Below are 25,261 nucleotides of genomic sequence, written 5' to 3' on the forward strand. Positions count from 1 at the left end.
CGAACACGGAAGTTAAGCATCATAACGGCGACGATAGTGTGAAGACGCGACAATAGCAAGCTGCCAGGTCTTTTTTTTATGTTTTATTTTTCTATTATATTCAGTATAATGTAAGTGCAAGTCAAAGGAGATTCATCATGCGTATTGCGATATTTACAGACACTTATTATCCTGATATTAATGGCGTTGTTTCATCAATTGGTATACTCAGAAACGAATTAATGAAACATGGTCATCAAGTCTTGATTATAACTACAATCCCTCCTCTTGGTGTTCATATGGAAGATGATCCATTTATAATTAGAATGAATGGAATCTCTCTTAAAAGTATTTATGGATATCGTATGGCAGGTATTTATAATCATAAAATATTTAATCAGATTAAAGAATTTAATCCAGATATCATTCATACGCAGACTGAATATGGCGTAGGCTTATTTGGAAGATTATGTGGTTATAAGCTTAATATTCCTACAGTATATACATTTCATACCAATCTTTATGACTACACTTACTATGTCACTAAAGGAATCGAACCATTTGATTCAATTGCGAAGAAGATTGTCAAGAAACTGATGAAGATATATACAACCCATACAACGTCTCTTATTGTCCCTAGTGTTAAAACTGCTTCTATGATGAAATCTATTGGAATAAAGAAAGAAATTAATATTGTTCCTACAGGACTCGAATTAGAACGCTTTAGAATACATAATGAAGAACATACTAAACAGATTAAAGAAGAATATCATCTTTCTAATCATTTTAATCTTATCTCTCTAGGAAGACTCGCAGAGGAAAAGTCATTAGATCTCATCATTGAGGCCATGCCTGATATTATCAAAAGAAATCCTGATATCCGCTTGTTTATAATTGGCGATGGGCCTGCAAAGAATAGCCTGATGCAGTTGACACATGATTTGGAAATGGATAACTATATCCGTTTTGCAGGATGTCAAAGTGCTGATGTTATTCCAGACTTCTATTATTCAGGAGATCTCTTTGTCTCTGCTTCCTTAACAGAAACACAAGGTTTAACCTTTATAGAAGCGATGGCTTCCTCATTACCTGTTTTAGCAAGATATGATTCGAATTTAGATCCTGTTATTGTAGAAGGTAAAAATGGTCATTTCTTCTATTCTAAAGAAGAATATATTGAAAAAGTAGTAGAACTATCTCATAAGGATTTAACGCCTTTTAAAGAGTATGCAGTCAAGCATGCTCAACAATTTGACTCTCATACTTTCTATGAAGGAGTGATGCAAGTGTATGATACATCTATAGATCATTTTGAAAATTGTTTCATTGTCTCTTCAATAACACCGAATGATAAGTTGGTCTCTATTGAATTGACTAGCGGTAAAAGAAGAGTTGCACTTGAATGTTCTTTAGAAGATGTTGAATCATTCCATCTTGTTAAAGGAGCACGTATCAATCATGATATGATTGATATTCTTAAAGAAAAGCAGAATGTCAGACAACTTTATTTTAAAGCAATTAAACTTCTTAGTTATCATGATTATTGTTTCCATGATTTAGTCAAAAGATTAGAAACATATGGTGACTTCAATGAGATAGAAATCATGAAATGTATGGCTTTATTAACTGATCGTCATTTGATAGATGATAGAAAATATGTGAAAAACTATATTGAAGCGACTTTGAAGAAGGGAAACGGCTTTAAAAGAGCAATTCTTGATTTGAAGAATAAAGACATACCTGAACATCTCATTGAAGAAGAAATAGAGAAATTTGACGAAACTGAAGAAAAAGACTATGCTTTAAATATTGTGGATCAGCTTTATTCAAACAATAGTAAGCTGTCTCCACAGGGGTTAATTCAAAAAATAAAGAGAACCCTATTCAATAAAGGATTTAGTCAAAGTACGATTGAATCAGTTATGAGTACTTATGACTTTGAATTTTCTCATGAACGTACATTGTCTTTATTAAGACAGGAATTTGAAAAGACATATAAACGTTATAAAAATAAATATCATGGTCAGGAACTAAAGATGCGTATCAGCCGTTTTCTTAAGCAGAAGGGGTATGATTATGAAGATATCTTGATTGTGATGGATGAAATATGGAGTGAATTGAATGATTAAAATTAATGAAATGCAGCCAGGAAAAGAAACTGTTGGATTTGAGGCTATTATTATTTCTGTGACTGTAGGTAAAACCAATGGCGCTAATAAATCGTCTTATTTAAATATAGTTTTGCAGGATGCGACAGGCACGATAGATGCAAAACTTTGGTCTGCAACAGATGAACAGATTCGTTTATTTGAAAGAGGACAGGTTGTAAGAGGAAAAGGGGATATCATCAACTATAAGGGCATGAGACAGATGAAAATCGTTAAGCTTGAGCCTATTGAAATGAATGATGAACAGAAGGCTTTATTTTTACCTCAACCTCCTGTTGAAAAAGCAGTGATGCAGAAGGAATTAGATAAGTACATGAAGAAAATCCATAATATTCGTCTTTATGCGATTGTTCATGGCCTTATTGAGAAACACTATACAGCCTTTGTGAACTATCCCGCTGCAACTAAAAATCATCATGATTTTGCATCAGGTCTTCTTTACCATACTTTATGTATGTTGAAACTTGCAGATCAGCTTATTGAAATATATAGCTATCTAGATGCTGATTTACTCTATGCAGGTGTTATTTTACATGATATCGGTAAAGTTAAGGAGTTCACCGGACCTATTGTCCCTGTCTATTCTATCGAAGGAAGTCTTGTAGGACATATTTCTATTGGTCATGCAATGGTTAAAGAAATGGCTGAAGAATTACATATTGAGGGAGAAGAAGTTTATCTGCTAGAACATATGATTCTTTCTCATCATGGCAAACAGGAATTTGGTTCTCCAATATTACCACAGATTCCTGAAGCAGAAGCATTAACACTTATTGATAATGTAGATGCACGTATGAATATGTTTGAAAAGGCACTTCATGATACGGAGCCAGGATCATATTCTGCACGTATCTTTGGGTTAGAGAATAGAAATGTATACAAATCTCGTAATTGATGTGATATAATAAAAAAAACGACAGGAGGTTTGACATGTGTATGGATAAGGTAAAAGATTGGTTATTCGGTGAAGAAGAAGAAGGATATACAGAAGATTACAATACAGCACAAAACGGACAGGAACAAAAATCTAATATTTTTGAAAACAATAAGACTAAAAAGACAAGTGAGATGTTGAAGCCATTTGATGCTAACTCGAGTCTTGTATTATTCGAACCACGCGCTTATTCTGATTCTCAGGAAATTGGTGGTTATTTAAAGAAGAATAAGGCTGCTGTAGTTAACTTACATCGTTTACAGAAAGAACAGCAGAAGCGTGTAGTTGATTTCTTAACTGGTGTTATTTTTGCGATTGATGGTGATATTCAGGTAATCGGTCCTAAAATTTTCTTATGTACACCTAAGAATATCGGCGTAACTGGTTCAATCACTCTAGATGATGAACCACAAGCAGCTGCGGAGGAATAAGTATTAGCATAGGCTAATACTTTTTTTATGAAAGATGTTAGAACATTTTAAAGGCGATGAAGAATTCGTTTCAAAAACATTAGATTACAAGGATCAGGCACTTTATTCACAGCGTATGATTCTTACACAATTTCTTGATCCTCATCAGCAGTCAATTGTAGAAAGTGTTATTGGACATGAACTTAAGGTAGAAGCGGATGGTGGATTTGATGGTGCGGAGAATAAGAGAGTATTAATTGCACCTGATTTCTATGAATTTGAACCTGAAGATTTTAAAGTGACTGTTTTTAGAGTAGATTATAATGATACATTTGGAAAACTAAAACATTCTGATGTATTAGGGGCCCTTATGCATTTAGGCATTAAGCGTCAATGTATTGGTGATATCAATGAAGAACCACTCTCTTTTGCCTGCATTAAAGAAAACAGTGATTATATTCGTATGAATTTAACACGTATTAAACGTTCTTCTATTCATCTTGTGGAAATGGAAGAACGTCTCTCTATTCATGCAGACACTTATACTAAAACATTGATTGTTTCTTCTTTGCGTCTAGATAAGATGGTAGCTGCATTATTTGGTATTTCTCGCAATAAAGCAGTTGACGCTATTCATGGGCAGTATGTCAAGCTTAACTACAAAGTTATTGAAGATATTTCAAAAATATGCGATAATAACGCTATAATATCTTTGCGTCATCATGGCCGAGTAAAGATATTCATAACAGATAGAAGAACAAAGCAAGATAATTATGTGATAGAAGGCCAATATTATCGATGAGGGAACGATTATGGGATACATGTTCAATAAGCAGTTTCGTGGATATAATACGGAAGAAGTAGATGAAACTATTGCGAGTCTAGAAAAGAATATCCAGGATAGATCACTGCAGATTAGAAGACTTGAAGAAGAATTAGAAAAAATCAAAAAAGAGAATATTGCGATGGCAAATCGTCAATCTATTGAACGAAAGACCAATGAGGAGATTTCTCGTCTTGCTTTAAAAGAAGCCAGTGAACTGATTACAAAGGCAAAGCATAATGCGAATATGATTCTGAAAGAATCAATGAATTATGTGAAAGGTTTAAGTGATGAAGTGGATGGTTTCAAGGATGAAGCAAAAGATTTCAGGGCTGAAATTGTAAAAATCAGCACAGAATTGTTAGAAACTATTGACAAATCAGAAATTTTTAGTTTAATTAATGAAGAAGAAAAAAAAGCGAAGAAAGAGAGCGCTGATCAAGAGAACTTATAGAGAAGCCGTGGGTGGTGGAAACGGTGAAGGAGTATTGGTCAGGAATCACTCTGGAGCTGCATCCTGAAATAAGTAGGGAATGCCGTTGATTGCGTTAAAATCTTAAGTGCATATCGAATGATATGAACAAAGGTGGTACCGCGTGCAAACGTCCTTTATGAAGGACGTTTTTTTATTTGTGAAAGGGGATATATATGAATTACAAAAGCACACTCTTAATGCCAAAAACTGATTTTGAGATGCGTGGTAAGCTTCCTACTAAGGAACCAGCTTACGTAGAAAGATGGCAGAACGCTAACATGTATGAAAAGGTCATCAAGCAGAATGAAGGAAAAGAACATTTCATTTTCCATGATGGACCTCCATATGCAAATGGTAATATGCATGTTGGACATATGTTAAATAAGGTTATTAAAGACGTTATTTGTCGTTATAAGAATATGGAAGGTTTCTATACACCATATATTCCAGGTTGGGATACTCATGGTTTACCTATCGAAAATGCGATTCAGAAGCAGGGTGTAGATAGAAAATCTATGTCTACTGCAAAGTTCAGAGAAAAATGTTATGAATATGCATTAAAGCAGGTAGAACGTCAGATGCAGCAGTGTATCCGTGTTGGAACATTTGCCGACTACAAACATCCATATTTAACATTAAATAAGGAATTCGAAGCAAGACAGATTGATGTATTTGCGAAGATGGCTGTAGATGGATTAATCTATAAAGGATTAAAGCCAGTATACTGGTCACCTTCATCTGAATCAGCATTAGCTGAAGCAGAAGTAGAATACCATGATGTAAAATCACCTACTATCTATGTACGTTTTAAGGTAAAAGATGGTAAAGGTATCTTAGAAGGTGATGATAACTATTTTGTAATCTGGACTACTACTCCTTGGACAATTCCAGGAAACCAGGCAATCTGTTTAAACCCACGTTTCACTTATGCATTAGTTAAATCTGAAAAAGGCAATCTTGTTGTCTTAGAAGAATTAGTTGATTCATTATGGGAAACATTTGGATTAAAAGAAAAAGAAATTTTAAAGCGTTTCAAGGGTGAAGAATTAGAATACATCACATGTACTCATCCACTTTATCCAGAAAGAGAATCATTAGTCATCATGGGTGACCATGTTACAACTGATTCAGGTACTGGATGCGTTCATACAGCAAGTGGATTTGGTGTAGACGACTTTAACATCTGTCAGAAATATAAATTACCAGTTCTTGTAAACGTTGATGAACATGGCTGCATGATGGAATCATGTGGTGAATGGCTTGCAGGTCAGTATGTTGATGATGCAAACAAGACTGTTACAGTAAAACTAGAAGAATTAGGTGCTTTACTAAATCTTACTTGGATAACACATAGTTACCCTCATGACTGGCGTACTAAGAAGCCTATCATCTTCAGAGCAACTGACCAGTGGTTCTGTTCTATCGATAAGATCAGAGAAAAATTATTAAGTGAAATCGATAGCGTTAACTGGATCAATGAATGGGGTCATATTAGAATCTATAACATGATTAAAGACCGTGGAGACTGGTGTATCTCAAGACAGAGAACTTGGGGCGTTCCAATTCCAATCTTCTATTGTGAAGATGGTACCCCTGTTATTGATCAGAAAGTATTTGATCATGTATCTGCATTGTTTAGAGAATTCGGTTCAAACGTATGGTTTGAAAGAGATGAAAAGGACCTTCTTCCAGAAGGTTATACAAACGAACATTCACCAAATGGTATCTTCAAGAAAGAAAAAGATATCATGGACGTATGGTTTGACTCAGGTTCATCACATACTGGTGTATTAGTAGAAAGAGGACTTGGTTATCCGGCTGATCTTTACTTTGAAGGTAGTGACCAGTATCGTGGATGGTTCAATTCTTCATTAATCATTGGTACTGCAGTACATGGTAAAGCACCATATAAGACAGTTTTATCTCATGGTTTCACTCTTGATGGTAAGGGATTAAAAATGAGTAAGTCTGGTGGAAATGCTGTTGATCCAATCAAGACAATCAACAAATGGGGTGCTGATATCTTAAGATTATGGGCTACTACTGTAGACTTCCAGTCAGATGTACGTATCTCTGATGATATCTTAAAGAAAGTATCTGAAAGCTATCGTAAGGTAAGAAATACTATGCGTTTCTTGCTTGGTAACTTAAATGATTTCAAGGATACTGATGTATTACCAGTAAATGAATTAGAACCAGTAGATCAGTATATGTTAGCTAAGTTAAATGACTTGATGGATGCATATCATAAGTCTATGGATTCTTATAACTTCTCAGAAGCAAATAAGGAAATCTTAAACTATTTCACTAATACACTAAGTGCATTCTATATGGACTTCACAAAGGATATCCTTTATATCGAAAAGGCTGATTCTACAAGAAGAAGACAGGTACAGACAGTTCTTTATCATCATGCAAAGACAATGATGAAGTTAATCTCACCAATCTTAGTCTTCACTGCAGAAGAATTACATGATCACTTCCATTGTGATGCAAAACAGGAAGAATCTGTATTCCTAGAAGCTAAGCCTGAAAAGTTCGAAATTGAAAATGAGGATGCATTAAAAGCACAGTTCGACTTATTCATGAACTTACGTACTGATGTAATGAAGTCATTAGAAAACTTAAGAGCTGAAAAAGTAATCAATTCTAACATGGAAGGTAAGCTTACTATCACTCTTAAGGATGAATATAAGTCTTTAGCTGCATTAGAAGATTCTATGAAGCAGTTATTCATCGTTGCAAAGGTTACTTTAGATGACAATGCTGAAGGTAAAGATGAATATGAAACTTGTTTCATCAAGGCTGAAAAATTCCATGGTGTTCAGTGTCCAAGATGCTGGAACTGGTTCGAAGAAGGCGAATTAGTAGATGGATTATGTCCAAGATGTCATGAAGTTGTAGAAACTTTACCAGCTACAGAAGAAGAATAAAAAAATAGGATATGGGAGCGTTCCTATATCCTTTTATTATGCAATAAAAAAAGTCTAGAAATCTAGACTACTGACTACTCCCACGGGCAAGCCCATGGGGTTCTTACTGTCAAGTTTAGCTTGTAATCGTACATCATTTTCAGAGTTTGGAATACAAGTATAAATCTATTTGAGTAAGAACTTCTATTACCAAGTGGTCCAACGACCACATTAACGGTAAGTTTCTATCTTGCGATATGGAAGTATAATCAATCTCCCTTATGTTTATTTTCTGCTATTTTGATTCTACTATTCAATACTTTGATTCTATTAGTCTTAATTCTTTTAATTAAGGCTTCTTCCTTACTGTAACACTTTTCAAATTCTGAAATACATCTGTCTCTATCTATATTCTTAGTCCTATACTCATAGCAGTACAACAGAAATGATGAATACCAGCCTCTTTGTACTAGAGTTCCATCTGCTAAATGATACATCCTGTCGGATAATTTCTTCTTTATGTAATCATCTGCGGTATGGTCATATTGTGATGCTCTATAATCAGTAGGCACTTCTATATATGTACCACCTGTGGTCTTGAACTTTTCTTCTACAACAATCTGAAACCCAGAAGGGCATCTATTCTTTATAGACTTACCAAAACGTTTTTTCTTATTAAACTTACGCATATGGTCAAGAAATGTAATAGTTTCGCCATCCTCAACAGAATAGATACGTACAAGGTTTTCAAGTTCTATTTTCCACTCCATAGGAATAGTTATGTTTACCTGAACATTATTTGATTTTGGTCTTCCCATTGAGTAAAGAGTTCTTTCAGCTTTTATACATACATTATATATTTACTCTATACAAAATTCTTAAGTAAAAATTATGTGGCTTTCATCCCATAGGCAAGCCCATGATTTTTTCGCCATTAATTAATAACCACGTTTATATTCTTCAAAGCGGTCTAAAGAGTAGCCAATTAATCTTAATACGAAGATTAAAACAAAGCCTACCGCAAATAGAATATATAAATGTGCAAAGAAGCCAATCACACAGCATAACGCAAATACGATATAGCCAACAGTTGTTAAGAAATCCATATATTTATGTTCTTTTAATCCGTTCATAATTTCACCTCATTCTAGGATATTATATCATTCTCTGTAAGCGAAAACAATTGCAGAATTACTCTTAAACTTGCGTGGTAGGAATGCTATAATGGGTGTAATTATGGAGGCAGTTATGATAAAAGGTTGTATATTTGATTTAGATGGAACATTAGTTGATTCTTTAAAGGATCTCGCAGTAAGTACAAATCATGCTTTGGAGGCATGTGGGTTAGCACCACATCCTATTGAAAAGTATAAACAGTATGTAGGTAATGGTGTTTTAAAACTAGTAGAACGTGCACTTGGAGAAGATCATCAGGATTTGTTTGATCAGTGTTTACAAGAATTCATGGACTACTATAAGGAACATTGTTTTGATTATACAGCACCATATGCTGGTATTAAGGAATTAGTAGAAGATTTACATAAAGAAGGTATTAAACTTGCTTGTGTTACTAATAAACCACATACAGTGGCTGAAGTGATTGTACCTAAGTTATTTGGCAATCGTTTTATTACTACATACGGGGGATGCTCAGATTATCCTAAAAAGCCTGATATCACTTCTTTAAATCTCGCATTAAAAGATATTGGTTTGACTAAGGATGAATGTGTTTTTATTGGTGATTCTAATGTTGATATAGAAACAGGAATTAACGCTTCTATGAAGACAATTGGATGTGACTGGGGATTTAGAGGAGAGGCAGAGTTAAAGGCTGCAGGTGCCACTAAAATCGCTTATAAGGCGCATGATATCAAGGAGTATGTAGATGATTGGAATAAGTAAATGCTTATGTGGCTATGATTGTACTTATCGAGGCGATTCTAATAGAATAGAAGCATTAGAACTTATTGATAAGAAAGGTGAAGCAGTCCTTATTTGTCCTGAAGTATTAGGAGGACTTTCTATTCCTAGAGATCCTGCTGAAATAGTTTCAGAAGAGCCATTATGTGTGCAGACAGTAAATGGAAAAAATGTTACAAAGGAATATGTAGAAGGAGCACAGAAAGCACTTGAAATACTAAAAGCACATGACATTGAATATGTCATCTTAAAGAGCCGTTCTCCTAGCTGTGGGTTCAATCATATTTATGATGGTACATTCTCTCACAATGTTATTGATGCAGATGGTATATTTGTTCGTTTACTTAAAAAAGAGGGATATAAGATTTATACAGAGGAGAACTATCCAGGTAAATTGTAAAAAACATACAAAGTAGGCGCTAGACTAGAAAAATAGGAATGAATATATTAGAATATGAGTATATGAAATAGGAGGAATATATAATGGGACATATTTTAAAGGTCCAGCCAGTTTTAAAAGAAAAAATCTGGGGTGGAACTAAGCTAAGAGATGTTTATGGCTATGATATCCCTAGTGATCATACAGGAGAAGCATGGGTTATTTCAGGTCATAAGAGTGGCGATTGCCCAATCGTTGAAGGTGAATATAAAGGAAAAACAGTATCATGGATGTTTGAAAATCATCGCGAATTATTTGGTAATGTAGAAGGTGATCAGTTCCCATTACTTGTAAAGATCATCGATGCTAAACAGGATTTATCTGTACAGGTACATCCAGATAATGAATATGCAAAGATTCATGAAAATTCTTTAGGTAAGACTGAATCATGGTATGTATTACAGGCGGATGTTGGTACAGATATGGTTATGGGTCATTATGCTAAAACTAAAGAAGAATTTATTAAGGATATTGAAGAAGATAAGTATAATGAATTACTCAATCGTTTTAAAATCCATAAGGGTGATTTCTTCTATATCCCGGCAGGTACATTACATGCAATCTGTGGTGGTTCATTAATCTATGAAGCACAGCAGTCTTCAGATGTTACTTATCGTGTTTATGATTATCATCGTAAGGGTGATGATGGTAAAGAAAGAGAATTACATGTACAGCAGTCAATCGACTGTACAAAGGTGCCAGCTGATTTAGAACAGAATAAAATATTTGTAAATACTAAATTAGACCATGGTTCTAAGACTAGATATTTAAAATGTGAATACCTAACTGTTGATCATTACTTAATTGAAGGAAGTACAGAAATTAAAAATGATGATCCATTCCAGTTAGTATCAGTCATTGATGGTGAAGGTACAGTCAATGATATGCCTATTAAAAAAGGTGATCAGTTTATCATCTGTTCTGATGTTGATTTAGTACATTATGAAGGTGGACTAGAATTAATGGTGACAACACTATAATTCATTTAAGAGCACGTAAGTGCTCTTTTGTTGACTTTAAATGAAATGCTTCGTATAATTCTGGTATAAAAATGATAAGGAGGAAAATTATGGGTATATATGAAAAAGCATTAGCACTTCATAAAGAACATCATGGTAAGATGGAAATCAATGTGAAGGTACCTATGGAAACAATGGAAGATTTGTCTATGGCTTATACACCTGGTGTTGCTCAGCCATGCCGTGAAATCCACAATAATCCAGAAACTGTTTATGATTATACATGGAAGGGTAATAGTGTGGCAGTAGTCAGTGATGGAACTGCTGTACTAGGACTTGGTGATATCGGACCAGCTGCAGGGCTACCAGTAATGGAAGGTAAATCTATCCTTTTTAAGAAATATGCGAATATTGATGCTGTTCCTCTTTGTATTGATACAAAGGATCCTCAAGAAATTATTAAGTTCTGTAAACAGATTGCTCCTACTTTTGGTGGTATTAACCTAGAAGATATCAGTGCACCACGTTGCGTAGAAATTGAAAGAACACTAAAGAAGGAATTAGATATTCCTGTATTCCATGATGATCAGCATGGTACAGCTATTGTCGTTACTGCTGCTTTAGTCAATGCCTTAAAGGTTGTTGGTAAGAAGCCAGAAGACGTGACTGTTGTAGTCAGTGGTACAGGTGCTGCAGGAAGTTCTATTATCCATATGATTCATGATTTAGGTGTTAAAGAAATCTATGGCTTTAATATCAACGGTATTGTGATCAAAGAAGACTATGACAAGTATGACTTCTTAACTCAGGAATTAACAGAAATCACAAACAAATCTAATAAACGTATGACTATGGCTGAAGCAGTGAAAGAAGCAGATATCTTTATCGGGGTTTCAGCTCCAGGACTTCTTACTAAAGAAATGGTACAGTCAATGAAAGAAAAGCCTGTTGTATTCGCAATGGCTAATCCAGAACCTGAAATTAAATATCATGATGCAGTAGATGCAGGTGCTGCAGTCGTAGGAACTGGACGTTCAGACTTCCCTAACCAGATCAATAATGTATTAGCCTTCCCAGGCTTATTTAGAGGCGCTTTAGATGTTCATGCGACTAAGATTACTGAAGGTATGAAATTAGCCGCTGCAAAGGGCTTAGCAAGTCTTGTAAGTGATGAAGAATTAAATAAGGATTATATCATCCCTCGTGCAACTGACGCGCGTGTAGCAGTGACTGTTGCAAAAGCAGTAAGTGACCAGGCTATTAAAGAAGATGTAATTGCCCATAAATAACACAGATACGGTTCTTAAGAACCGTATTTTTTTACAAAAAAAAAAGAATAGCTCTCGCTATTCTTCTTCTCCATCATCATAGTTAGAAACATTGTGATAAACCTGGTCAACATCATCACAGTCATTAAGAAGATTCATTAGTCTTTCAAATAAAACCATATCTTCACCTTCAAGTTCAACTGTTTCCTGTGGTTTAGTCTGGATTTCATCAACATCAAAATCAACATCAGGTAGCTTATTTTCAATCGCTGTCTTGATGGCATTGTAATCAGTTGGTTCACCAGTAATCTTTAAACTGCCATCTTCTAAAGTTTCGATATCTTTAGGATCAACTTCGCCTTCGATTAATGCATCAATTGCAGTTTCTTCGTCCATTCCTTTGAACTGAACAACAGATTCTACATCATATAAATAAGATACTGAACCTTCAGCACCAAGCTTAGCTTTTGATTTAGTGAATGCAGGACGTACCTGTGAAATAGTACGGTTGATGTTATCTGTTAAACATTTAACAATAACAGTTGATCCTGAAGGACCAAAACCTTCAAACTGTACGCTTTCATAATCTTCTACAGCACCGTTCTTAACTTTATCAATCGCACGTTTGATAACATCTCCAGGAACCTGATCTTTCTTTGCTTTCTCAATTAATCTTCTAAGGCTTAGATTACCGTCCGGTTCAGGGCCGCCTGCCTTTGCTGCTAAATAGATTTCTTTACCATAGTAAGAATAAAGTTTAGTTTTCTTAGCAGCAGTCTTTGCCATTGCGGCTTTACGTACTTCATGAGCTCTACCCATAATCTAATTCCTCCTTGTAAATTTCCTTACACATTATAAACACAAAGACTAATTATTTCAATAAAGAATTGGAAAATACACTAGAAATGCATTACTATTGTATCGAGGTGCAAAAAAATGAAAAAGAAAATGATTATTATTGGGGGAGGTATATCAGGTATATATCTTTCTATTTTATTAAAAAAATATCTTGATATCGATGTTGCTGTACTAGAAGCTAATGACAAGCCATTAAAGAAGCTTCTTGCGACAGGGAATGGTCGCTGTAATCTTTCTAACAAGGATCTTGACAAGTCACATTATGATGGAGAAATCAAACCATGGGTGAGCGATATTATTCATCACTTTGATATTGTGGAAGCATTAAAGGATATTGGTCTTTATACAAAATATATGGGTAATCTCTTATATCCTTATAGTGAATCAGCTAAAGCTGTTCAGACATTATTCTTAAATAGAGCAGAAGAATATGGTGTAGAAATTATTTGTGAGGAAGAAGTCTTATTTATTAAAAAGAATAAGCACGGCTATTTAATACATGCAGTCAATAAGGATTATCAGGCAGATTATGTCACTATCTCTTGTGGAACACCTGCTGGTAAGTTATCTGGCACGAAAGATAGAAGAACGCTTTTTAACTCTCTAGAAGTGGATTATCGTCCTATGAGGCCTACTATTACTCAGTTGATGACTGAACCTGTTTATAAGAAATTAAAGGGTGTCAGAATGAAAGGGGAATTTACTTTAAAAGGACATAAAGAAAAAGGAGAACTTCTTTTTACTGATTATGGCATCAGTGGAATTGCAGTAATGGTTTTAAGCCGTTATGCGTGTCCTGGAGATAAAATTATATGTGATTTCTATCCTGAATTTACAGATCAAGAACTACATTCAATTATTCGTACATTAAAAAAAATGAGTGGTCCTTATGATGGTCTGGTTCATCCAAAATTAGTGTCAATAGTAGAAAATCAGAAAAATCCGGTCTCTTTCCTTAAACATCTAGAATTCACTGTCAAAGCTTTAAGAGGCGAAGAATTTGCCCAGGCTGATCTTGGGGGATTGATGATTTCTAATTTTAATGAATCTTTTGAATTCATTAACTATCCTCATCTTTATGCAACAGGTGAAATATTAGATATCACTGGGGATTGTGGTGGTTATAACATTCATTTTGCATTAGCAAGTGCTTATTCTGTTTTTGAAGAGGTTTCAAAAACAACACAATAAATTAGGAAAAAGGCAAATATAATCAAAAATATTTGTTTTGGTATAAAAAAGGTGAAGATATTATATTGACAAACCAAAATGAGATTGTATAATAAGGAGCATATACAAATTGGAGGGATAATGTATGAAATTCAAAACAATCGTGACAGCTGGTGCAGTCGCAGCAATGTTAGTAGGTTGTAGTAATGGGAATTCTACTACAACAGATATCAAAGCACCTAAATTTGGTTTTATCGGCCCACTAAGTGGTGAAGCTTCTCAGTATGGTAGTGCTGTAAAGAATGCTATGAAGATGGCTATTAAGGATTATAACAAGAAACATGGCACTAAGATTACAGGCGTTTACTATGATGATAAGGCTGATCCAACTACTGCCGTAAATGACTATAACAAGTTATATAATGATGATAAGGTCACTGCGGTTCTTTCACCAGTAACAACTGGTTCTGCACTTTCAGTAGCAAGTGCTGCAAGCAAGAACAACACACCAATTCTTTCACCATCTGCTTCAGGTGACAAATTCACTATGAATGGTAAAACAGCTTATAAGAACGTATTCAGAATCTGTACAAACGATTCTTATGCTGGTAGTTACTTAGCTAAGCAGTCTAAAACTAAATATAGCTATAAGAATGTAGCTGTTCTTTACAACAAGGAATCTGATTATTCTACAGGTGTTGCAGCTGCTTATAAAGCTGAAGCAAAGAAGCAGGGCGTTAATGTTTCATTCTATGAAGCATACAATGCAAATACTAAAGATTTCTCAACATTCATTTCTAAGATCAAACAGGCTAATCCTGATGCTGTTTTCTTACCAGATTACTATGAAACAGTTGTATCTATTACAAAACAGTTAAGAGACTCTGGCGTTAAGGCTCCAATATTTGGTGCTGATGGCTGGGATGGTGTTCTTGGTGTTAAGGGTGTTAACACTGCAGACTTTGAAAACTGCTTCTTCACAAGTGGTTACAACAAAGATGCAACTAGCGGTCCTACATATGAATTTGTAAAAGCTTACGAAAAAGAATATGGAACAACTCCAAGTATGTTCGCTGGTATGGCTTATGATACAGTTACTGTTATGATGAAAGCTATCAACAAAGCTAAATCAACTGATCCTGAAAAGGTAAATGCTGCATTAGAAAAGATCAAAGTATCTGATGATGAAGCAGTTTGTGGTGGATTCACTTATGATAAGAACCACAATCCTGTTAAGGAATTAAATATCGTAACTATTAAAAATGGTCAGTATGTAACTGCAAAATAACGATGAATAAAGGAGAGTTCATCTCTCCTTATTTTTTTATTTTTAGAGGGGAGAAGTAATTATGATTAACTTTATCAACCAAATCATCAACGGACTCTCGACTGGGAGTATGTATGCTTTAGTTGCAATTGGTTATACAATGGTTTATGGTATTGCGAAAATGATCAACTTTGCCCATGGTGATATCATCATGGCAGGGGCTTATTTCGCATTAATCGCAATAGGCTTTGTAGGACCTATTCCAGCTATCTTGTTTTCTATAGTTGTGACTGCAGCTTTAGGTGTTTTAACAGAAAAAGTAGCTTATAAACCTTTGAGAGGTAAAGGTTCACTTGAAGTATTGATCACTGCCATTGGTGTCAGCTATTTATTAGAAAATGTATTCTTATTAATCTTTGGTAGTGCGGCTCGTACATTCCCGCAGATCATGCCAAAAGGTACAATTAATCTTGGAGCTATTTCTATTAAATATATCACTGTTATTACTCTAGTAGTAACAGCTGTTTGTACTGCTGTTTTATTGTTCTTTATTAATAAGACAAAATTAGGAAAAGCAATGCGTGCTGTATCAGAAGACCAGGGTGCAGCCCAGTTAATGGGTATAAACGTAAATACAACAGTATCTCTTACATTTGCGATTGGTTCAGGTCTTGGTGCTATTGCAGGCGTTATTTATGGATGTGCTTATTCATTAATCACTCCATATATCGGTTTGATGTTAGGTATTAAAGCATTTATTGCGGCTGTACTCGGTGGAATTGGTAGTGTACCAGGAGCTATGGTTGGTGGTTTAATGCTTGGTGTTGCTGAATCACTTACAATTGCCTATATTTCTTCAGATTTCTCTGATGCAGTTGTATTTGGTATTCTTATTATTGTCTTATTAGTTAAGCCAGCAGGCTTATTTGGTAAGAATGTAAGAGAGAAGGTGTAGTCTATGGAAAAACTAATAAAAAACGAACTATTCAGATCATTCATTCTTTCAATTGTGATCTTTGCAGTATTGATGATAGGAACAGCTACATCTGTTATTAACTCTTATTGGCAAGGTGTATTAATTCTTTGTGGTATTAATATTATCCTCGCTGTATCACTTAACTTAGCAGCTGGTTATTTGGGACAGCTTACCTTAGGACATGCTGGTTTCATGTCAGTAGGTGCTTATACATCCGCTTTAATTAGTATTTATTTAAATCTTCCATTTATTGTATCACTACTTATTGGTGCGATTGCTGCTGGCATTATTGGTTTAATTATCGGTATTCCAGTATTAAGATTAAAAGGTGACTATCTTTGTATTATCACTCTTGCTTTCAATGAAATCATCCGTGTTATTATGAACAACCTTGAAATCACTAATGGAGCAAAAGGGTTAATTGGTATTCCTATGAATACAAATCTTGTTTATGTCTTTATCGCTATGATTATCACAATCTTTGTAGTATATTCAATTGTGAAATCTAGACATGGACGTGCCATCATCTCAATTCGTGAAGATGAAACAGCATCAGAACTAACAGGTATTGATGTTGGTTATTATAAAGTATTGGCCTTTGCAGTGAGTGCTATTTTTGCTGGACTAGCAGGAGGCTTATATGCTCACTATTATACAGTTATCCTTCCTAAAGGATTTGACTTCAACAAATCAGTTGAAATTCTAGTCATGGTTGTACTTGGTGGTATGGGTAACTTGAAGGGCTCTATTATTGCAGCTATTGTTCTTACTATAATTCCAGAACTATTGATTTCATTCTCACAGTACAGAATGTTGTTATACGCAATTGTATTAATTGCCGCTATGATTTTAAAGGGAACAGGTAAAGGCGAACAGATTATGGAACGTCTTCCATTCTTTAAAAAGAAAGATGAGGTGAAGCCAGAATGAGTACACCATTATTAAAAGCGGAAGGTCTTGGCATTCAGTTTGGTGGATTAAAGGCCGTAGATGAATTTAACTTTGAAATCGATAAGAACCAGTTATTTGGTTTAATTGGTCCAAATGGTGCAGGTAAAACAACTGTCTTCAACCTATTAACAGGTGTTTATCAGCCTACAAGTGGTCGTATCCTTTTTGAAGGACAGCCAATTAAAAAAGCAAACACTATTAAGATTACTAAAGCAGGTATTGCAAGAACTTTCCAGAATATCCGTTTATTTAAGGAAATGAGCGTTATTGATAACGTAAAAGTAGGATTACATTACTCTCACCCATATACATTATTTGATGCATTATTCCATACACCTAAATATAAGAAGGCTGAAGCAGCTATGCAGGAAGAGGCTTTATCTTTATTACGTGTGTTCCATCTAGAAGAATTTGCAGAATCTAAGTCAAAGAATTTACCTTATGGTAAACAGAGAAAGCTTGAAATTGCGAGAGCACTAGCGACTGCTCCTAAACTATTGCTTCTGGATGAACCTGCTGCAGGAATGAACCCTACAGAAACAGCTGAATTAATGGAAACTATTAAAATAGTAAGAGAAAAGTTCTCAGTCGCAATTCTTCTTATTGAACATGATATGAAGCTTGTTATGGGAATCTGTGAAAAGATTGCTGTATTAAACTTTGGTACAGTACTTGCTTTTGGTACACCTGAAGAAATTAGAAACAACCCTGATGTTGTAGCTGCCTACCTAGGCAATGAAGAGGAGGGCTAAAGATGTTATTAGAAGTTAAGGATCTTGAAGTACACTACGGTGTCATTAATGCGATTAAGAAGATTTCATTTAATGTTGAACAAGGTGAAATCGTTGCACTTATCGGTGCCAATGGTGCGGGTAAGACAAGTACAATGCATGCTATTTCTGGCTTATTAAATGGCAAGAGTGGTGAAATCATCTTTAATGGTGAAAACATCATGAAGACGCCTGCTCATAAGATTGTTTCTAAAGGTCTTGCACAGGTTCCTGAAGGACGTCGTATCTTTGCCCAGCTGAGTGTAGAAGATAACCTAGAAATGGGTGCCTATCTTCGTAATGATGCAGATGGCATCAAGAATGATATTGAACATATTTATACATTATTCCCACGTCTAAGAGAAAGAAAAAAACAGTTGGCTGGTACATTATCTGGTGGTGAGCAGCAGATGCTTGCTATGGGCCGTGCTTTGATGTCTAAACCAAAACTATTATTACTAGATGAACCATCAATGGGTCTTTCTCCAATCCTTGTTAATGAAATCTTTGATATCATTAAAGAAGTTAATGAAAAAGAAAATATGACTATTCTACTTGTAGAACAGAATGCGAATAAAGCACTCTCTATCGCAGATCATGCTTATGTACTTGAAACAGGTAATATTACTGTATCAGGTAAAGCTGAAGATGTTGCAAATAATCCACGTGTTAGAGAAGCATATCTTGGATAACAAGTCCTCCCAAAGGGAGGACTTTTTTTATATATACACCACTATTTCTAAAATATTAAAAAATTCTTAATCAAAAAAAGAGTGATATATACAGTATAAAATATAAATACTTAAGAATATCTTAAGAAAATAGTAGACAGATATAAGTCATGGTGTTATAATCGCATTTGTTGAAAAGCAAAGGAGAATAACTATGACTAAAAATGCCCCCACAACTTTTAATGCAATTGTAGAGAGAATCAGAACTCAGAAAACAATGCTGCTGCCAGCAGTTGCAATCTCTGCATTTGCCCTCGTAGGTTATGCTGCGGCTGACCGTCAGGCACCTGTTATTCATTCAAATAAGATTGTTGTTCCTTATGGTACAAAGCTAAATGCATCTGATTTTGAAATTACAGATAACCGTGATAATTTAGATATCATGGATGTTTCTATTCAATCAGGATCATATGAATCAAAACAGTTAGGTACTTATTCAGTGAAAGTTTCTGTTACCGACACATTCAAGAATACAACTAATAAAGAAGTCGAAGTACAGGTTATTGATAATAAAGCACCTGTTATTTCAGCACGCGTTGACGGCGGTTATATCATAGATGTAGAAGCCAATGGATCAAATAACTTATTTGACTATGTGAAAGCGACAGATAATGTAGATGGTGACGTCAGTGATTTCATCACTTTTGATGGCAGTATTGATACAGCTGTTATTGGGGAACAGAAGGTTGTTGCTCATGTAGAAGATAATGCAGGAAACAAAGCTGAAAAAACACTTTCATTTAATGTAAAGGATTCTATTGCACCAGTACTTACTCAAAAGACACAGTCATTTGATGTAAACTATGGTGAACCTTTCAATCCTGCTGATTATTTTGATGTATCAGATAATTTTGATCCATCTCCAGTATTAACTGTTAAAGGTGATATTGATACTAAGAAATTAAATAGCGAACAGAAAGCAACTATTATTGCAACTGATAATAGTGGTAATGAAACAAAACAGACATGTACTTTCAATATTAAGGATATCAAAGGTCCTGAAATCAAGTTGAATACAAATAAAGTTTCTATTACTGAAGGAACATCTGTGAACTGGCGTTCACTCATCGTTTCAGCTATTGATAATTTAGATGGTGATTTAACTAAATATGTTGGAATCAGTGGTAATGTAGATGTAAATAATGAAGGTTGCTATACAGCAACTTATACTGTAACTGATAAGACTGGTAACACAACAGTTGTTAATATTCCTGTAGAAGTAAAATCTAGAAATACAGCTCTTATTCAGACTGCATTAGGTAAGATTGGATGCCGTTATAGAATGGGTGCTGTAGGACCTAATGTCTTTGACTGTTCAAGCTTTACTAGATGGGTATATAGACAGAATGGACGTTCGTTAAGTGGTACAGCTGCTGTGCAGTATAATACAACTCAAAGAGTAGATAGAAATGCATTAAAGCCCGGTGATCTTGTATTCTTTAAGAATACATATAAGAAAGGCATCTCTCACGTAGGTATTTATCTAGGTGGAGGAAGATTCGTACATGCTGCCAATGAAAAGAAGGGTGTTATTACTTCTTCTCTAGGTGAATCTTATTATGCTGCTCATTATGCAGGCGGAGGAAGAGTTTGATCTTTAAGGAAATCGGTTTCGATTTCCTCTTTTTTTATGATAAAATAAAAGAGTGAAGGGAGTGTTTATGATGTATATAGGAACACAGGATTTACTCAAGCAGTATGATGCTTATTTATTAGAACATGGTTATCAAATAGAAGAGCTTGTTAATCTTGCAAGTGATGCATTACTCAATCATTTCACAAAATATAATCAGTTGGCTATTTTAATAGGACCAGGTAATAATGGGGCAGATGGCTATTCTTTAGGATTAAAACTAGAGAAACTAGGAAAACAAGTCAACTATTATTACAGTGGGGATATAGGCAAGGTATCACAGGCTAATCGCTATTATCGTGATCAATGTGAAGATAATCATCTTATTTATGTAGATGAAGATAATATTAATGCAATTAACTGGAATGACTATGATTGTATTGTCGATGGATTATTTGGATTTGGATTAAATAGCGCCCCTAGAGGCATGTACAAGATTATGATTGAGTCTATTAATGATACTTATAAAGGTATTGTTGGGGCTATTGACATCCCTACAGGACTTGACTGTAATACAGGTAAAGCGTATGAAGCAGCATTAAAGGCAGATTTCACAGTTACTTTAACTGCTTTAAAACAAGGCTTCTTAGATCCACGTTCACTCGAATATACAGGTGAAGTGATTTTAGAAACATTGGCTGTGAATGATTGTTTCAAGGAAGCAGGCTTATTTGAATATGTAGGAGAAGAATATGCGAAAGCACATTTAAGAAAGAGAGTCTATAATGGTTATAAGAATATCTATGGGGTAGATGGTTTAATTGTAGGAAGTAACCAATATACAGGTGCACCATTACTTGCGACTAAAGCAGCTTATTATACTGGTGCAGGTATTGTGAAGACAATTACTTCAGAAAAAGTGACAGCACTATTACCTCTTTATATTCCTGAAGCCATTCCAGTTACAAGACCACAGATTTTCCATTATGATGATTTTGATGGTTATGATGCATTATTAGTCGGATGTGGTTTAGGACTTGAAGAGGGGGCTTTTAGAGCCGTTATTGATATTATGACAGCTTCTATCTGCCCACTTGTCCTTGATGCAGATGCACTTACAATTCTATCTAGAAATATGCATTTATTAGAAAAACAGAATCGTAGTGTTATTCTTACGCCTCATATTGGTGAATTCAAACGTTTATGTCATGTAGAGGATTATCCTGATTTGATGATGGCAGCACAGAGCTTTGCCTCAAAGTATCATTGTATTCTTGTCTTAAAAGGGCCTCATACTATTGTGACTGATGGTAAGACATCTTATCGTATTGCGTCTGGTAATAAAGCCATGGCGGTTGGTGGTATGGGTGATACACTCGCTGGAATCATTACATCACTTCTAGGACAGGGTTATGAAGCATTAGAAGCGGCAGTACTTGGTGTTTATATTCACGGACGTGCTGGAGATGAAGTCGCAAAACAGGCTTATACAGTTATCCCTGAAAAACTTATTGAAGAAATACCACATACAATGGCTGTACTTGCTGGTGAAATAGAATAAGAAAAAGCTGGAAAGCAAAAATTGCTCTCCAGCTATTTTTTTAGTCTGATAATAGAAATATTACGATTTTTAGTATGTGTTTTACGATAACTAAAGAATAAATCATCATTCTCCATTGTACAATAAGGACTGACTTCGATATGTTCTTCTAAAACACCACAGTTAAGTAACTGCTGTTTAATAAGTCCTTTAGAATTAAGAAGATAATGTGTTTCATCTTTTTTAGTATAGAAAGAAGATGTATCAAAACTCATACTTTTAACACGATCAATAATATCATCCATCGCTTCAAAGTTTCGTGCCTCAATAGAAGGTCCTACATAAGCATAAATATGACTAGGATCACATCCTTCATCTTCTATTAAATGACGTGTTACCTTGCCTACAATCTCAGTAACCGTACCTTTCCATCCTGAATGAATTGCAGCCACTAGATGCTGGTTCTCACAATATAAAAGAACAGGACAGCAATCTGCATGAAAAGTAAAAAGAGTGAGATTTGTATCTCTTGTATATAATGCATCAAAACCTAAATAGGCATCCTTTTGGCTATATATCCCTTTACCGCCATCATTTTTATTTACATTCAAATAATGTGTTGTATGACGCTGTAAAGGTGCAACCATATGATCAAGCTCAGTATGAAGCATTTGTGCAAGTTCTTTACGGTTTTCTAGCACCTGCTTGTCATCCAAGCCGTTATAGCTCATATTGAACAGCCTACCATCAATATGAGCTGGTACTGTATAGCCTTCTACCATATCATTATTAAATTTCCAAGGTATTAATTTCATCTAGCATCCTCCACTTTCTCTAATTCATCATAGAAAGAATCGTCAGGATCAATATAAATTGTTTTATAATGTCCTAAAAGAACTAAACCTGGCTTATTTGTATGAGGTTTTTTTAAGTTCTTCACTAAACAATAATTCACCGGAACACTTGAACTATATTTCCCCTTAGAGAAATATGCCGCAATATTTGCAGCAAGTCTCATAGTATACTCATCCAGATTTTCTGCATGCACAATAATATGAGAACCAGGCATATCCTTCACATGGAACCACATATCATTACGTGATGCCATTTTGAATGTCAGATAATCATTCTGCAAGTTATTCTTACCAACATAAATAATAATACCATCACGAGTACGATAGACATCATAATGAGGATGTGTTTTCTTTTTTAACTTCTTCACATTCTTCTTACGGATATATCCCATGTTTTCAAGCTCTTCCTTGATTTCCATGGCATCATAATAATCCGCATTATCCATCAAGGTATTTAAAGTATCAAAATAATTGATTTCTTCTTTCGTCTTTTCAATCTGTTCCTCTAGAACCTTTAAGGAATTCTTTGCTTTCTGATACTTATTATAATAATGGTTGGCGTTTGTTTTTCCATCAAAACGCTCATCAAGTTCAATAGTCATCTTTGTTCCATCATAATAATTATCCACAGTCACTTCCTTCATTCCTTTTTGAATAAGATGTAAAGAAGCATATAAGAGATCACCTTTAATACGATATTCATCACTATTATGAGAATCAAATAATGTCTTTTCTAGCTTATCAAGCTTATTCACGTTTTTTGTATATTCTTTCTGAATAAAATGAAGAATATCAGAAGTCTGCTGTTTAATACGATCCTTCTGATCAATAAACTGATAATACGCATCTAATCCATCAAAAAGAGAATAGTGATCAATTCTTTTTCCAAAACAAGTCAAAGGAATTACATGATACTTCTCTTTATCACCTCGTGTGATATAGAGTTCTTTACTATTTTGTATTTCATTCATAATTGTTTTGAAATCAGTCCCCTGTTCTATTCTGACAGCCACTTCTTCAGCTAAGTCCTTAGAGAATCCTTCAAACTCTTTTACAAGCTGAGTTGTCTCAGGGGTATTCTCAAATGGATTCTTCTTATCGAGAAGTGGAGGGTAGGTATAAGTAATCCCTGGCTGCATAATACGAATACTATCGCTCGGAGAAACACGCTTTAAACATTCAAGAATCTTATCTTCTTTATTTGTAAGAATAAAGTTAGAGTGCTTACCCATGATTTCTATATAGAGATGATACTCTACAAGATCTTTAAATTCATTTCTTCCTCTTAAAGTTATCTTTAATATACGATCAAGTCCCACCTGTTCAATACGCTCAATAAAAGACCCCTCAATATGTTTTCTTAGAAACATAGTCAAAGCGTTAGGAAAATCAGGTGTAGGATAATTCAATTGCGTTAACTGAACACGGGCATACATTGGATGAATAGAAACAAGGAGTTTCTTATTTTCATTCTGTGCACGTACAGTCATTAATAATTCGTATTTCGATATCTGATATAATTTTGAAATACGTCCTGTCACGATTGTTTCATTTAATAATTCTGTAACACGTGACAATACAATTCCATCAAATGCCATATTCATCACCCGACTTAGTATAACATATTTAAAAGTGTTTGACATCACTGTTTTATTCATGTAGGATATCTTAAAAAGGGGATGTAGATAAGTGAAAAGAGGCCTTCTAATTATCCTGAGTGGACCTAGCGGCGTAGGCAAAGGAACAGTCAGAGAACAACTATTTAAAGAAGAATCATTAAACCTTGCATATTCAATTTCAATGACTACACGATATAAGAGACCTGGCGAAAGAGAAGGAATCGATTATTTCTTCGTGGATGTTGATACATTTAAGAAAAAGATTGAGCAGGGTGAATTACTAGAATACGCACAGTTTGTAGGTAATTACTATGGAACACCTAAAGCCTATGTAGATCAGCTACTAGATGAAGGTAAGAATGTTGTACTAGAAATCGAAGTACAAGGTGCACTTCAGGTTATGAAGAAAGTACCAGACGCACTTACAATTTTCTTAGTACCACCTTCAATGGAAGAATTAGAAAAACGTATTCGTGGACGTAGAACAGAAGCTGAAGATGTTATTAAAGAACGTCTTGATAAAGCAAGAAGAGAAATTGCGACAAAAGATCAGTATAAGCATGTAGTGGTGAACGATGATGTTATGCGTGCTAAAGATGATATTGTCAAGATTATCGAAGAAAACATGAAGTAGCCATCTGGCTGCTTTTTCTTTTTTACGGAGG

General features: G+C 34.8%; 24 protein-coding genes and 1 other annotated feature. Of the genes, 19 read left to right on the forward strand and 5 right to left on the reverse strand.

Features of this window, described 5'->3' with window-relative positions; all coding sequences use genetic code 11:
- Nucleotides 1–137 precede the first annotated feature (137 nt).
- The 6 genes from ACFOZZ_RS12205 to ileS all read left to right on the forward strand — a co-directional run bounded on the left by ACFOZZ_RS12205 (nt 138) and on the right by ileS (nt 7,722).
- Nucleotides 138–2,108 (forward strand): glycosyltransferase, encoded by a 1,971-nt coding sequence (locus tag ACFOZZ_RS12205; RefSeq protein WP_376815331.1) that lies wholly within the window; start codon nt 138–140, stop codon nt 2,106–2,108.
- Complete coding sequence (locus ACFOZZ_RS12210) at nt 2,101–3,042, forward strand: 3'-5' exoribonuclease YhaM family protein (RefSeq protein WP_376815332.1); 942 nt, start codon at nt 2,101–2,103, stop codon at nt 3,040–3,042. Before ACFOZZ_RS12205 ends, ACFOZZ_RS12210 begins: the two co-directional genes overlap by 8 nt.
- 41 nt (nt 3,043–3,083) lie before the next feature.
- Entirely contained in the window at nt 3,084–3,512 is a 429-nt protein-coding gene (locus tag ACFOZZ_RS12215) for a cell division protein SepF (RefSeq protein ID WP_055233572.1), read from the forward strand.
- Nucleotides 3,513–3,546: 34 nt separating this feature from the next.
- Nucleotides 3,547–4,293 carry an RNA-binding protein gene (locus tag ACFOZZ_RS12220; protein ID WP_376815333.1) on the forward strand — a complete coding sequence of 249 codons (747 nt, stop codon included), beginning with the start codon at nt 3,547–3,549 and terminating at the stop codon, nt 4,291–4,293.
- A 10-nt stretch (nt 4,294–4,303) separates the two neighbouring features.
- Entirely contained in the window at nt 4,304–4,768 is a 465-nt protein-coding gene (locus tag ACFOZZ_RS12225; protein ID WP_006505100.1) for a DivIVA domain-containing protein, read from the forward strand.
- Nucleotides 4,727–4,927 (forward strand) — a binding site (T-box leader). It overlaps the preceding gene by 42 nt.
- Before the next feature lie 35 nt (nt 4,928–4,962).
- Nucleotides 4,963–7,722, forward strand: a complete 2,760-nt coding sequence (gene ileS / locus ACFOZZ_RS12230) for an isoleucine--tRNA ligase (RefSeq protein WP_279068763.1) — start codon at nt 4,963–4,965, stop codon at nt 7,720–7,722.
- 248 nt (nt 7,723–7,970) lie between these two features.
- On the opposite strand, the gene ACFOZZ_RS12235 is transcribed toward ileS, so the two are convergent.
- Both ACFOZZ_RS12235 and ACFOZZ_RS12240 read right to left on the reverse strand, forming a co-directional pair.
- Complete coding sequence (locus ACFOZZ_RS12235; protein WP_376815334.1) at nt 7,971–8,519, reverse strand: hypothetical protein; 549 nt, start codon at nt 8,517–8,519, stop codon at nt 7,971–7,973.
- Nucleotides 8,520–8,639: 120 nt separating this feature from the next.
- Nucleotides 8,640–8,834 (reverse strand): hypothetical protein, encoded by a 195-nt coding sequence (locus ACFOZZ_RS12240; protein ID WP_055233568.1) that lies wholly within the window; start codon nt 8,832–8,834, stop codon nt 8,640–8,642.
- 115 nt (nt 8,835–8,949) lie between these two features.
- Between ACFOZZ_RS12240 and ACFOZZ_RS12245 the strand changes: the two genes are divergently transcribed.
- The 4 genes from ACFOZZ_RS12245 (at nt 8,950) to ACFOZZ_RS12260 (ending at nt 12,308) form a co-directional block, all read left to right on the forward strand.
- A complete protein-coding gene (locus ACFOZZ_RS12245) occupies nt 8,950–9,603 on the forward strand; it encodes an HAD family hydrolase (RefSeq protein WP_278780336.1) in 654 nt (217 codons plus the stop codon).
- Entirely contained in the window at nt 9,587–10,021 is a 435-nt protein-coding gene (locus ACFOZZ_RS12250) for a DUF523 domain-containing protein (RefSeq protein WP_278860739.1), read from the forward strand. The genes ACFOZZ_RS12245 and ACFOZZ_RS12250 overlap by 17 nt, the downstream gene beginning before the upstream one ends.
- Nucleotides 10,022–10,104: 83 nt before the next feature.
- Nucleotides 10,105–11,040: a type I phosphomannose isomerase catalytic subunit gene (locus tag ACFOZZ_RS12255; protein ID WP_376815335.1), complete on the forward strand. Its 936-nt coding sequence runs from the start codon at nt 10,105–10,107 to the stop codon at nt 11,038–11,040.
- 89 nt (nt 11,041–11,129) lie between these two features.
- Nucleotides 11,130–12,308, forward strand: a complete 1,179-nt coding sequence (locus ACFOZZ_RS12260) for an NAD(P)-dependent malic enzyme (protein WP_055289154.1) — start codon at nt 11,130–11,132, stop codon at nt 12,306–12,308.
- A gap of 57 nt (nt 12,309–12,365) precedes the next feature.
- Here ACFOZZ_RS12260 and ACFOZZ_RS12265 read toward each other — a convergent pair whose 3' ends face one another.
- Nucleotides 12,366–13,106, reverse strand: a complete 741-nt coding sequence (locus ACFOZZ_RS12265; RefSeq protein ID WP_055233565.1) for a YebC/PmpR family DNA-binding transcriptional regulator — start codon at nt 13,104–13,106, stop codon at nt 12,366–12,368.
- 117 nt (nt 13,107–13,223) lie between these two features.
- On the opposite strand from ACFOZZ_RS12265, the gene ACFOZZ_RS12270 reads away from it, so the two are divergent.
- The 8 genes from ACFOZZ_RS12270 to ACFOZZ_RS12305 all read left to right on the forward strand — a co-directional run bounded on the left by ACFOZZ_RS12270 (nt 13,224) and on the right by ACFOZZ_RS12305 (nt 22,144).
- The gene (locus ACFOZZ_RS12270) at nt 13,224–14,336 is read left to right on the forward strand and encodes an NAD(P)/FAD-dependent oxidoreductase (RefSeq protein ID WP_376815336.1); all 1,113 of its coding nucleotides are present in this window, start codon (nt 13,224–13,226) and stop codon (nt 14,334–14,336) included.
- Between the two features lie 124 nt (nt 14,337–14,460).
- Nucleotides 14,461–15,603, forward strand: coding sequence for an ABC transporter substrate-binding protein (locus ACFOZZ_RS12275; RefSeq protein WP_278780344.1), 1,143 nt, complete (start codon nt 14,461–14,463; stop codon nt 15,601–15,603).
- 64 nt (nt 15,604–15,667) lie between these two features.
- Nucleotides 15,668–16,537, forward strand: coding sequence for an ABC transporter permease subunit (locus ACFOZZ_RS12280; RefSeq protein WP_147556437.1), 870 nt, complete (start codon nt 15,668–15,670; stop codon nt 16,535–16,537).
- Nucleotides 16,538–16,540: 3 nt separating this feature from the next.
- Nucleotides 16,541–17,488, forward strand: coding sequence for a branched-chain amino acid ABC transporter permease (locus ACFOZZ_RS12285; RefSeq protein ID WP_055289149.1), 948 nt, complete (start codon nt 16,541–16,543; stop codon nt 17,486–17,488).
- Nucleotides 17,485–18,261, forward strand: coding sequence for an ABC transporter ATP-binding protein (locus ACFOZZ_RS12290; RefSeq protein ID WP_376815337.1), 777 nt, complete (start codon nt 17,485–17,487; stop codon nt 18,259–18,261). The genes ACFOZZ_RS12285 and ACFOZZ_RS12290 overlap by 4 nt, the downstream gene beginning before the upstream one ends.
- 2 nt (nt 18,262–18,263) lie before the next feature.
- Nucleotides 18,264–18,971, forward strand: coding sequence for an ABC transporter ATP-binding protein (locus ACFOZZ_RS12295; protein ID WP_147556433.1), 708 nt, complete (start codon nt 18,264–18,266; stop codon nt 18,969–18,971).
- A 193-nt stretch (nt 18,972–19,164) separates the two neighbouring features.
- On the forward strand, nt 19,165–20,604 hold the full coding sequence (locus ACFOZZ_RS12300) for an NlpC/P60 family protein (RefSeq protein ID WP_278780348.1): 1,440 nt from the start codon (nt 19,165–19,167) through the stop codon (nt 20,602–20,604).
- Nucleotides 20,605–20,671: 67 nt separating this feature from the next.
- Nucleotides 20,672–22,144, forward strand: a complete 1,473-nt coding sequence (locus ACFOZZ_RS12305; protein WP_279148099.1) for an NAD(P)H-hydrate dehydratase — start codon at nt 20,672–20,674, stop codon at nt 22,142–22,144.
- Between the two features lie 32 nt (nt 22,145–22,176).
- Here ACFOZZ_RS12305 and pgeF read toward each other — a convergent pair whose 3' ends face one another.
- Nucleotides 22,177–22,938: a peptidoglycan editing factor PgeF gene (pgeF, locus tag ACFOZZ_RS12310; protein WP_376815338.1), complete on the reverse strand. Its 762-nt coding sequence runs from the start codon at nt 22,936–22,938 to the stop codon at nt 22,177–22,179.
- The gene (locus ACFOZZ_RS12315; protein WP_278780352.1) at nt 22,935–24,575 is read right to left on the reverse strand and encodes an Rqc2 family fibronectin-binding protein; all 1,641 of its coding nucleotides are present in this window, start codon (nt 24,573–24,575) and stop codon (nt 22,935–22,937) included. Before ACFOZZ_RS12315 ends, pgeF begins: the two co-directional genes overlap by 4 nt.
- 91 nt (nt 24,576–24,666) lie before the next feature.
- Here ACFOZZ_RS12315 and gmk point away from each other — a divergent pair, with 91 nt between their 5' ends.
- On the forward strand, nt 24,667–25,230 hold the full coding sequence (gene gmk / locus ACFOZZ_RS12320) for a guanylate kinase (protein ID WP_006505120.1): 564 nt from the start codon (nt 24,667–24,669) through the stop codon (nt 25,228–25,230).
- Nucleotides 25,231–25,261 lie beyond the last annotated feature (31 nt).

The sequence above is a fragment of the Catenibacterium sp. GCM10023432 genome, assembly GCF_042651925.1.
GTDB classification, from domain to species: Bacteria; Bacillota_I; Bacilli_A; order Erysipelotrichales; family Coprobacillaceae; genus Catenibacterium; species Catenibacterium mitsuoka.

What these genes read in the sequence shown, in the direction of transcription:
- ACFOZZ_RS12220 (WP_376815333.1), top strand. Translation starts at nt 3,547, where the DNA reads ATGTTAGAACATTTTAAAGGCGATGAAGAATTCGTTTCAAAAACATTA.
- ACFOZZ_RS12245 (WP_278780336.1), top strand. Translation starts at nt 8,950, where the DNA reads ATGATAAAAGGTTGTATATTTGATTTAGATGGAACATTAGTTGATTCT.
- ACFOZZ_RS12270 (WP_376815336.1), top strand. Translation starts at nt 13,224, where the DNA reads ATGAAAAAGAAAATGATTATTATTGGGGGAGGTATATCAGGTATATAT.
- pgeF (WP_376815338.1), bottom strand. Translation starts at nt 22,938, where the DNA reads ATGAAATTAATACCTTGGAAATTTAATAATGATATGGTAGAAGGCTAT.
- ACFOZZ_RS12225 (WP_006505100.1), top strand. Translation starts at nt 4,304, where the DNA reads ATGGGATACATGTTCAATAAGCAGTTTCGTGGATATAATACGGAAGAA.
- ACFOZZ_RS12265 (WP_055233565.1), bottom strand. Translation starts at nt 13,106, where the DNA reads ATGGGTAGAGCTCATGAAGTACGTAAAGCCGCAATGGCAAAGACTGCT.
- ACFOZZ_RS12235 (WP_376815334.1), bottom strand. Translation starts at nt 8,519, where the DNA reads ATGGGAAGACCAAAATCAAATAATGTTCAGGTAAACATAACTATTCCT.
- ileS (WP_279068763.1), top strand. Translation starts at nt 4,963, where the DNA reads ATGAATTACAAAAGCACACTCTTAATGCCAAAAACTGATTTTGAGATG.
- ACFOZZ_RS12315 (WP_278780352.1), bottom strand. Translation starts at nt 24,575, where the DNA reads ATGGCATTTGATGGAATTGTATTGTCACGTGTTACAGAATTATTAAAT.
- ACFOZZ_RS12255 (WP_376815335.1), top strand. Translation starts at nt 10,105, where the DNA reads ATGGGACATATTTTAAAGGTCCAGCCAGTTTTAAAAGAAAAAATCTGG.
- ACFOZZ_RS12300 (WP_278780348.1), top strand. Translation starts at nt 19,165, where the DNA reads ATGACTAAAAATGCCCCCACAACTTTTAATGCAATTGTAGAGAGAATC.
- ACFOZZ_RS12250 (WP_278860739.1), top strand. Translation starts at nt 9,587, where the DNA reads ATGATTGGAATAAGTAAATGCTTATGTGGCTATGATTGTACTTATCGA.
- ACFOZZ_RS12290 (WP_376815337.1), top strand. Translation starts at nt 17,485, where the DNA reads ATGAGTACACCATTATTAAAAGCGGAAGGTCTTGGCATTCAGTTTGGT.
- ACFOZZ_RS12205 (WP_376815331.1), top strand. Translation starts at nt 138, where the DNA reads ATGCGTATTGCGATATTTACAGACACTTATTATCCTGATATTAATGGC.
- ACFOZZ_RS12210 (WP_376815332.1), top strand. Translation starts at nt 2,101, where the DNA reads ATGATTAAAATTAATGAAATGCAGCCAGGAAAAGAAACTGTTGGATTT.
- ACFOZZ_RS12305 (WP_279148099.1), top strand. Translation starts at nt 20,672, where the DNA reads ATGATGTATATAGGAACACAGGATTTACTCAAGCAGTATGATGCTTAT.
- ACFOZZ_RS12275 (WP_278780344.1), top strand. Translation starts at nt 14,461, where the DNA reads ATGAAATTCAAAACAATCGTGACAGCTGGTGCAGTCGCAGCAATGTTA.
- ACFOZZ_RS12215 (WP_055233572.1), top strand. Translation starts at nt 3,084, where the DNA reads ATGGATAAGGTAAAAGATTGGTTATTCGGTGAAGAAGAAGAAGGATAT.
- ACFOZZ_RS12285 (WP_055289149.1), top strand. Translation starts at nt 16,541, where the DNA reads ATGGAAAAACTAATAAAAAACGAACTATTCAGATCATTCATTCTTTCA.
- ACFOZZ_RS12295 (WP_147556433.1), top strand. Translation starts at nt 18,264, where the DNA reads ATGTTATTAGAAGTTAAGGATCTTGAAGTACACTACGGTGTCATTAAT.
- ACFOZZ_RS12260 (WP_055289154.1), top strand. Translation starts at nt 11,130, where the DNA reads ATGGGTATATATGAAAAAGCATTAGCACTTCATAAAGAACATCATGGT.
- ACFOZZ_RS12240 (WP_055233568.1), bottom strand. Translation starts at nt 8,834, where the DNA reads ATGAACGGATTAAAAGAACATAAATATATGGATTTCTTAACAACTGTT.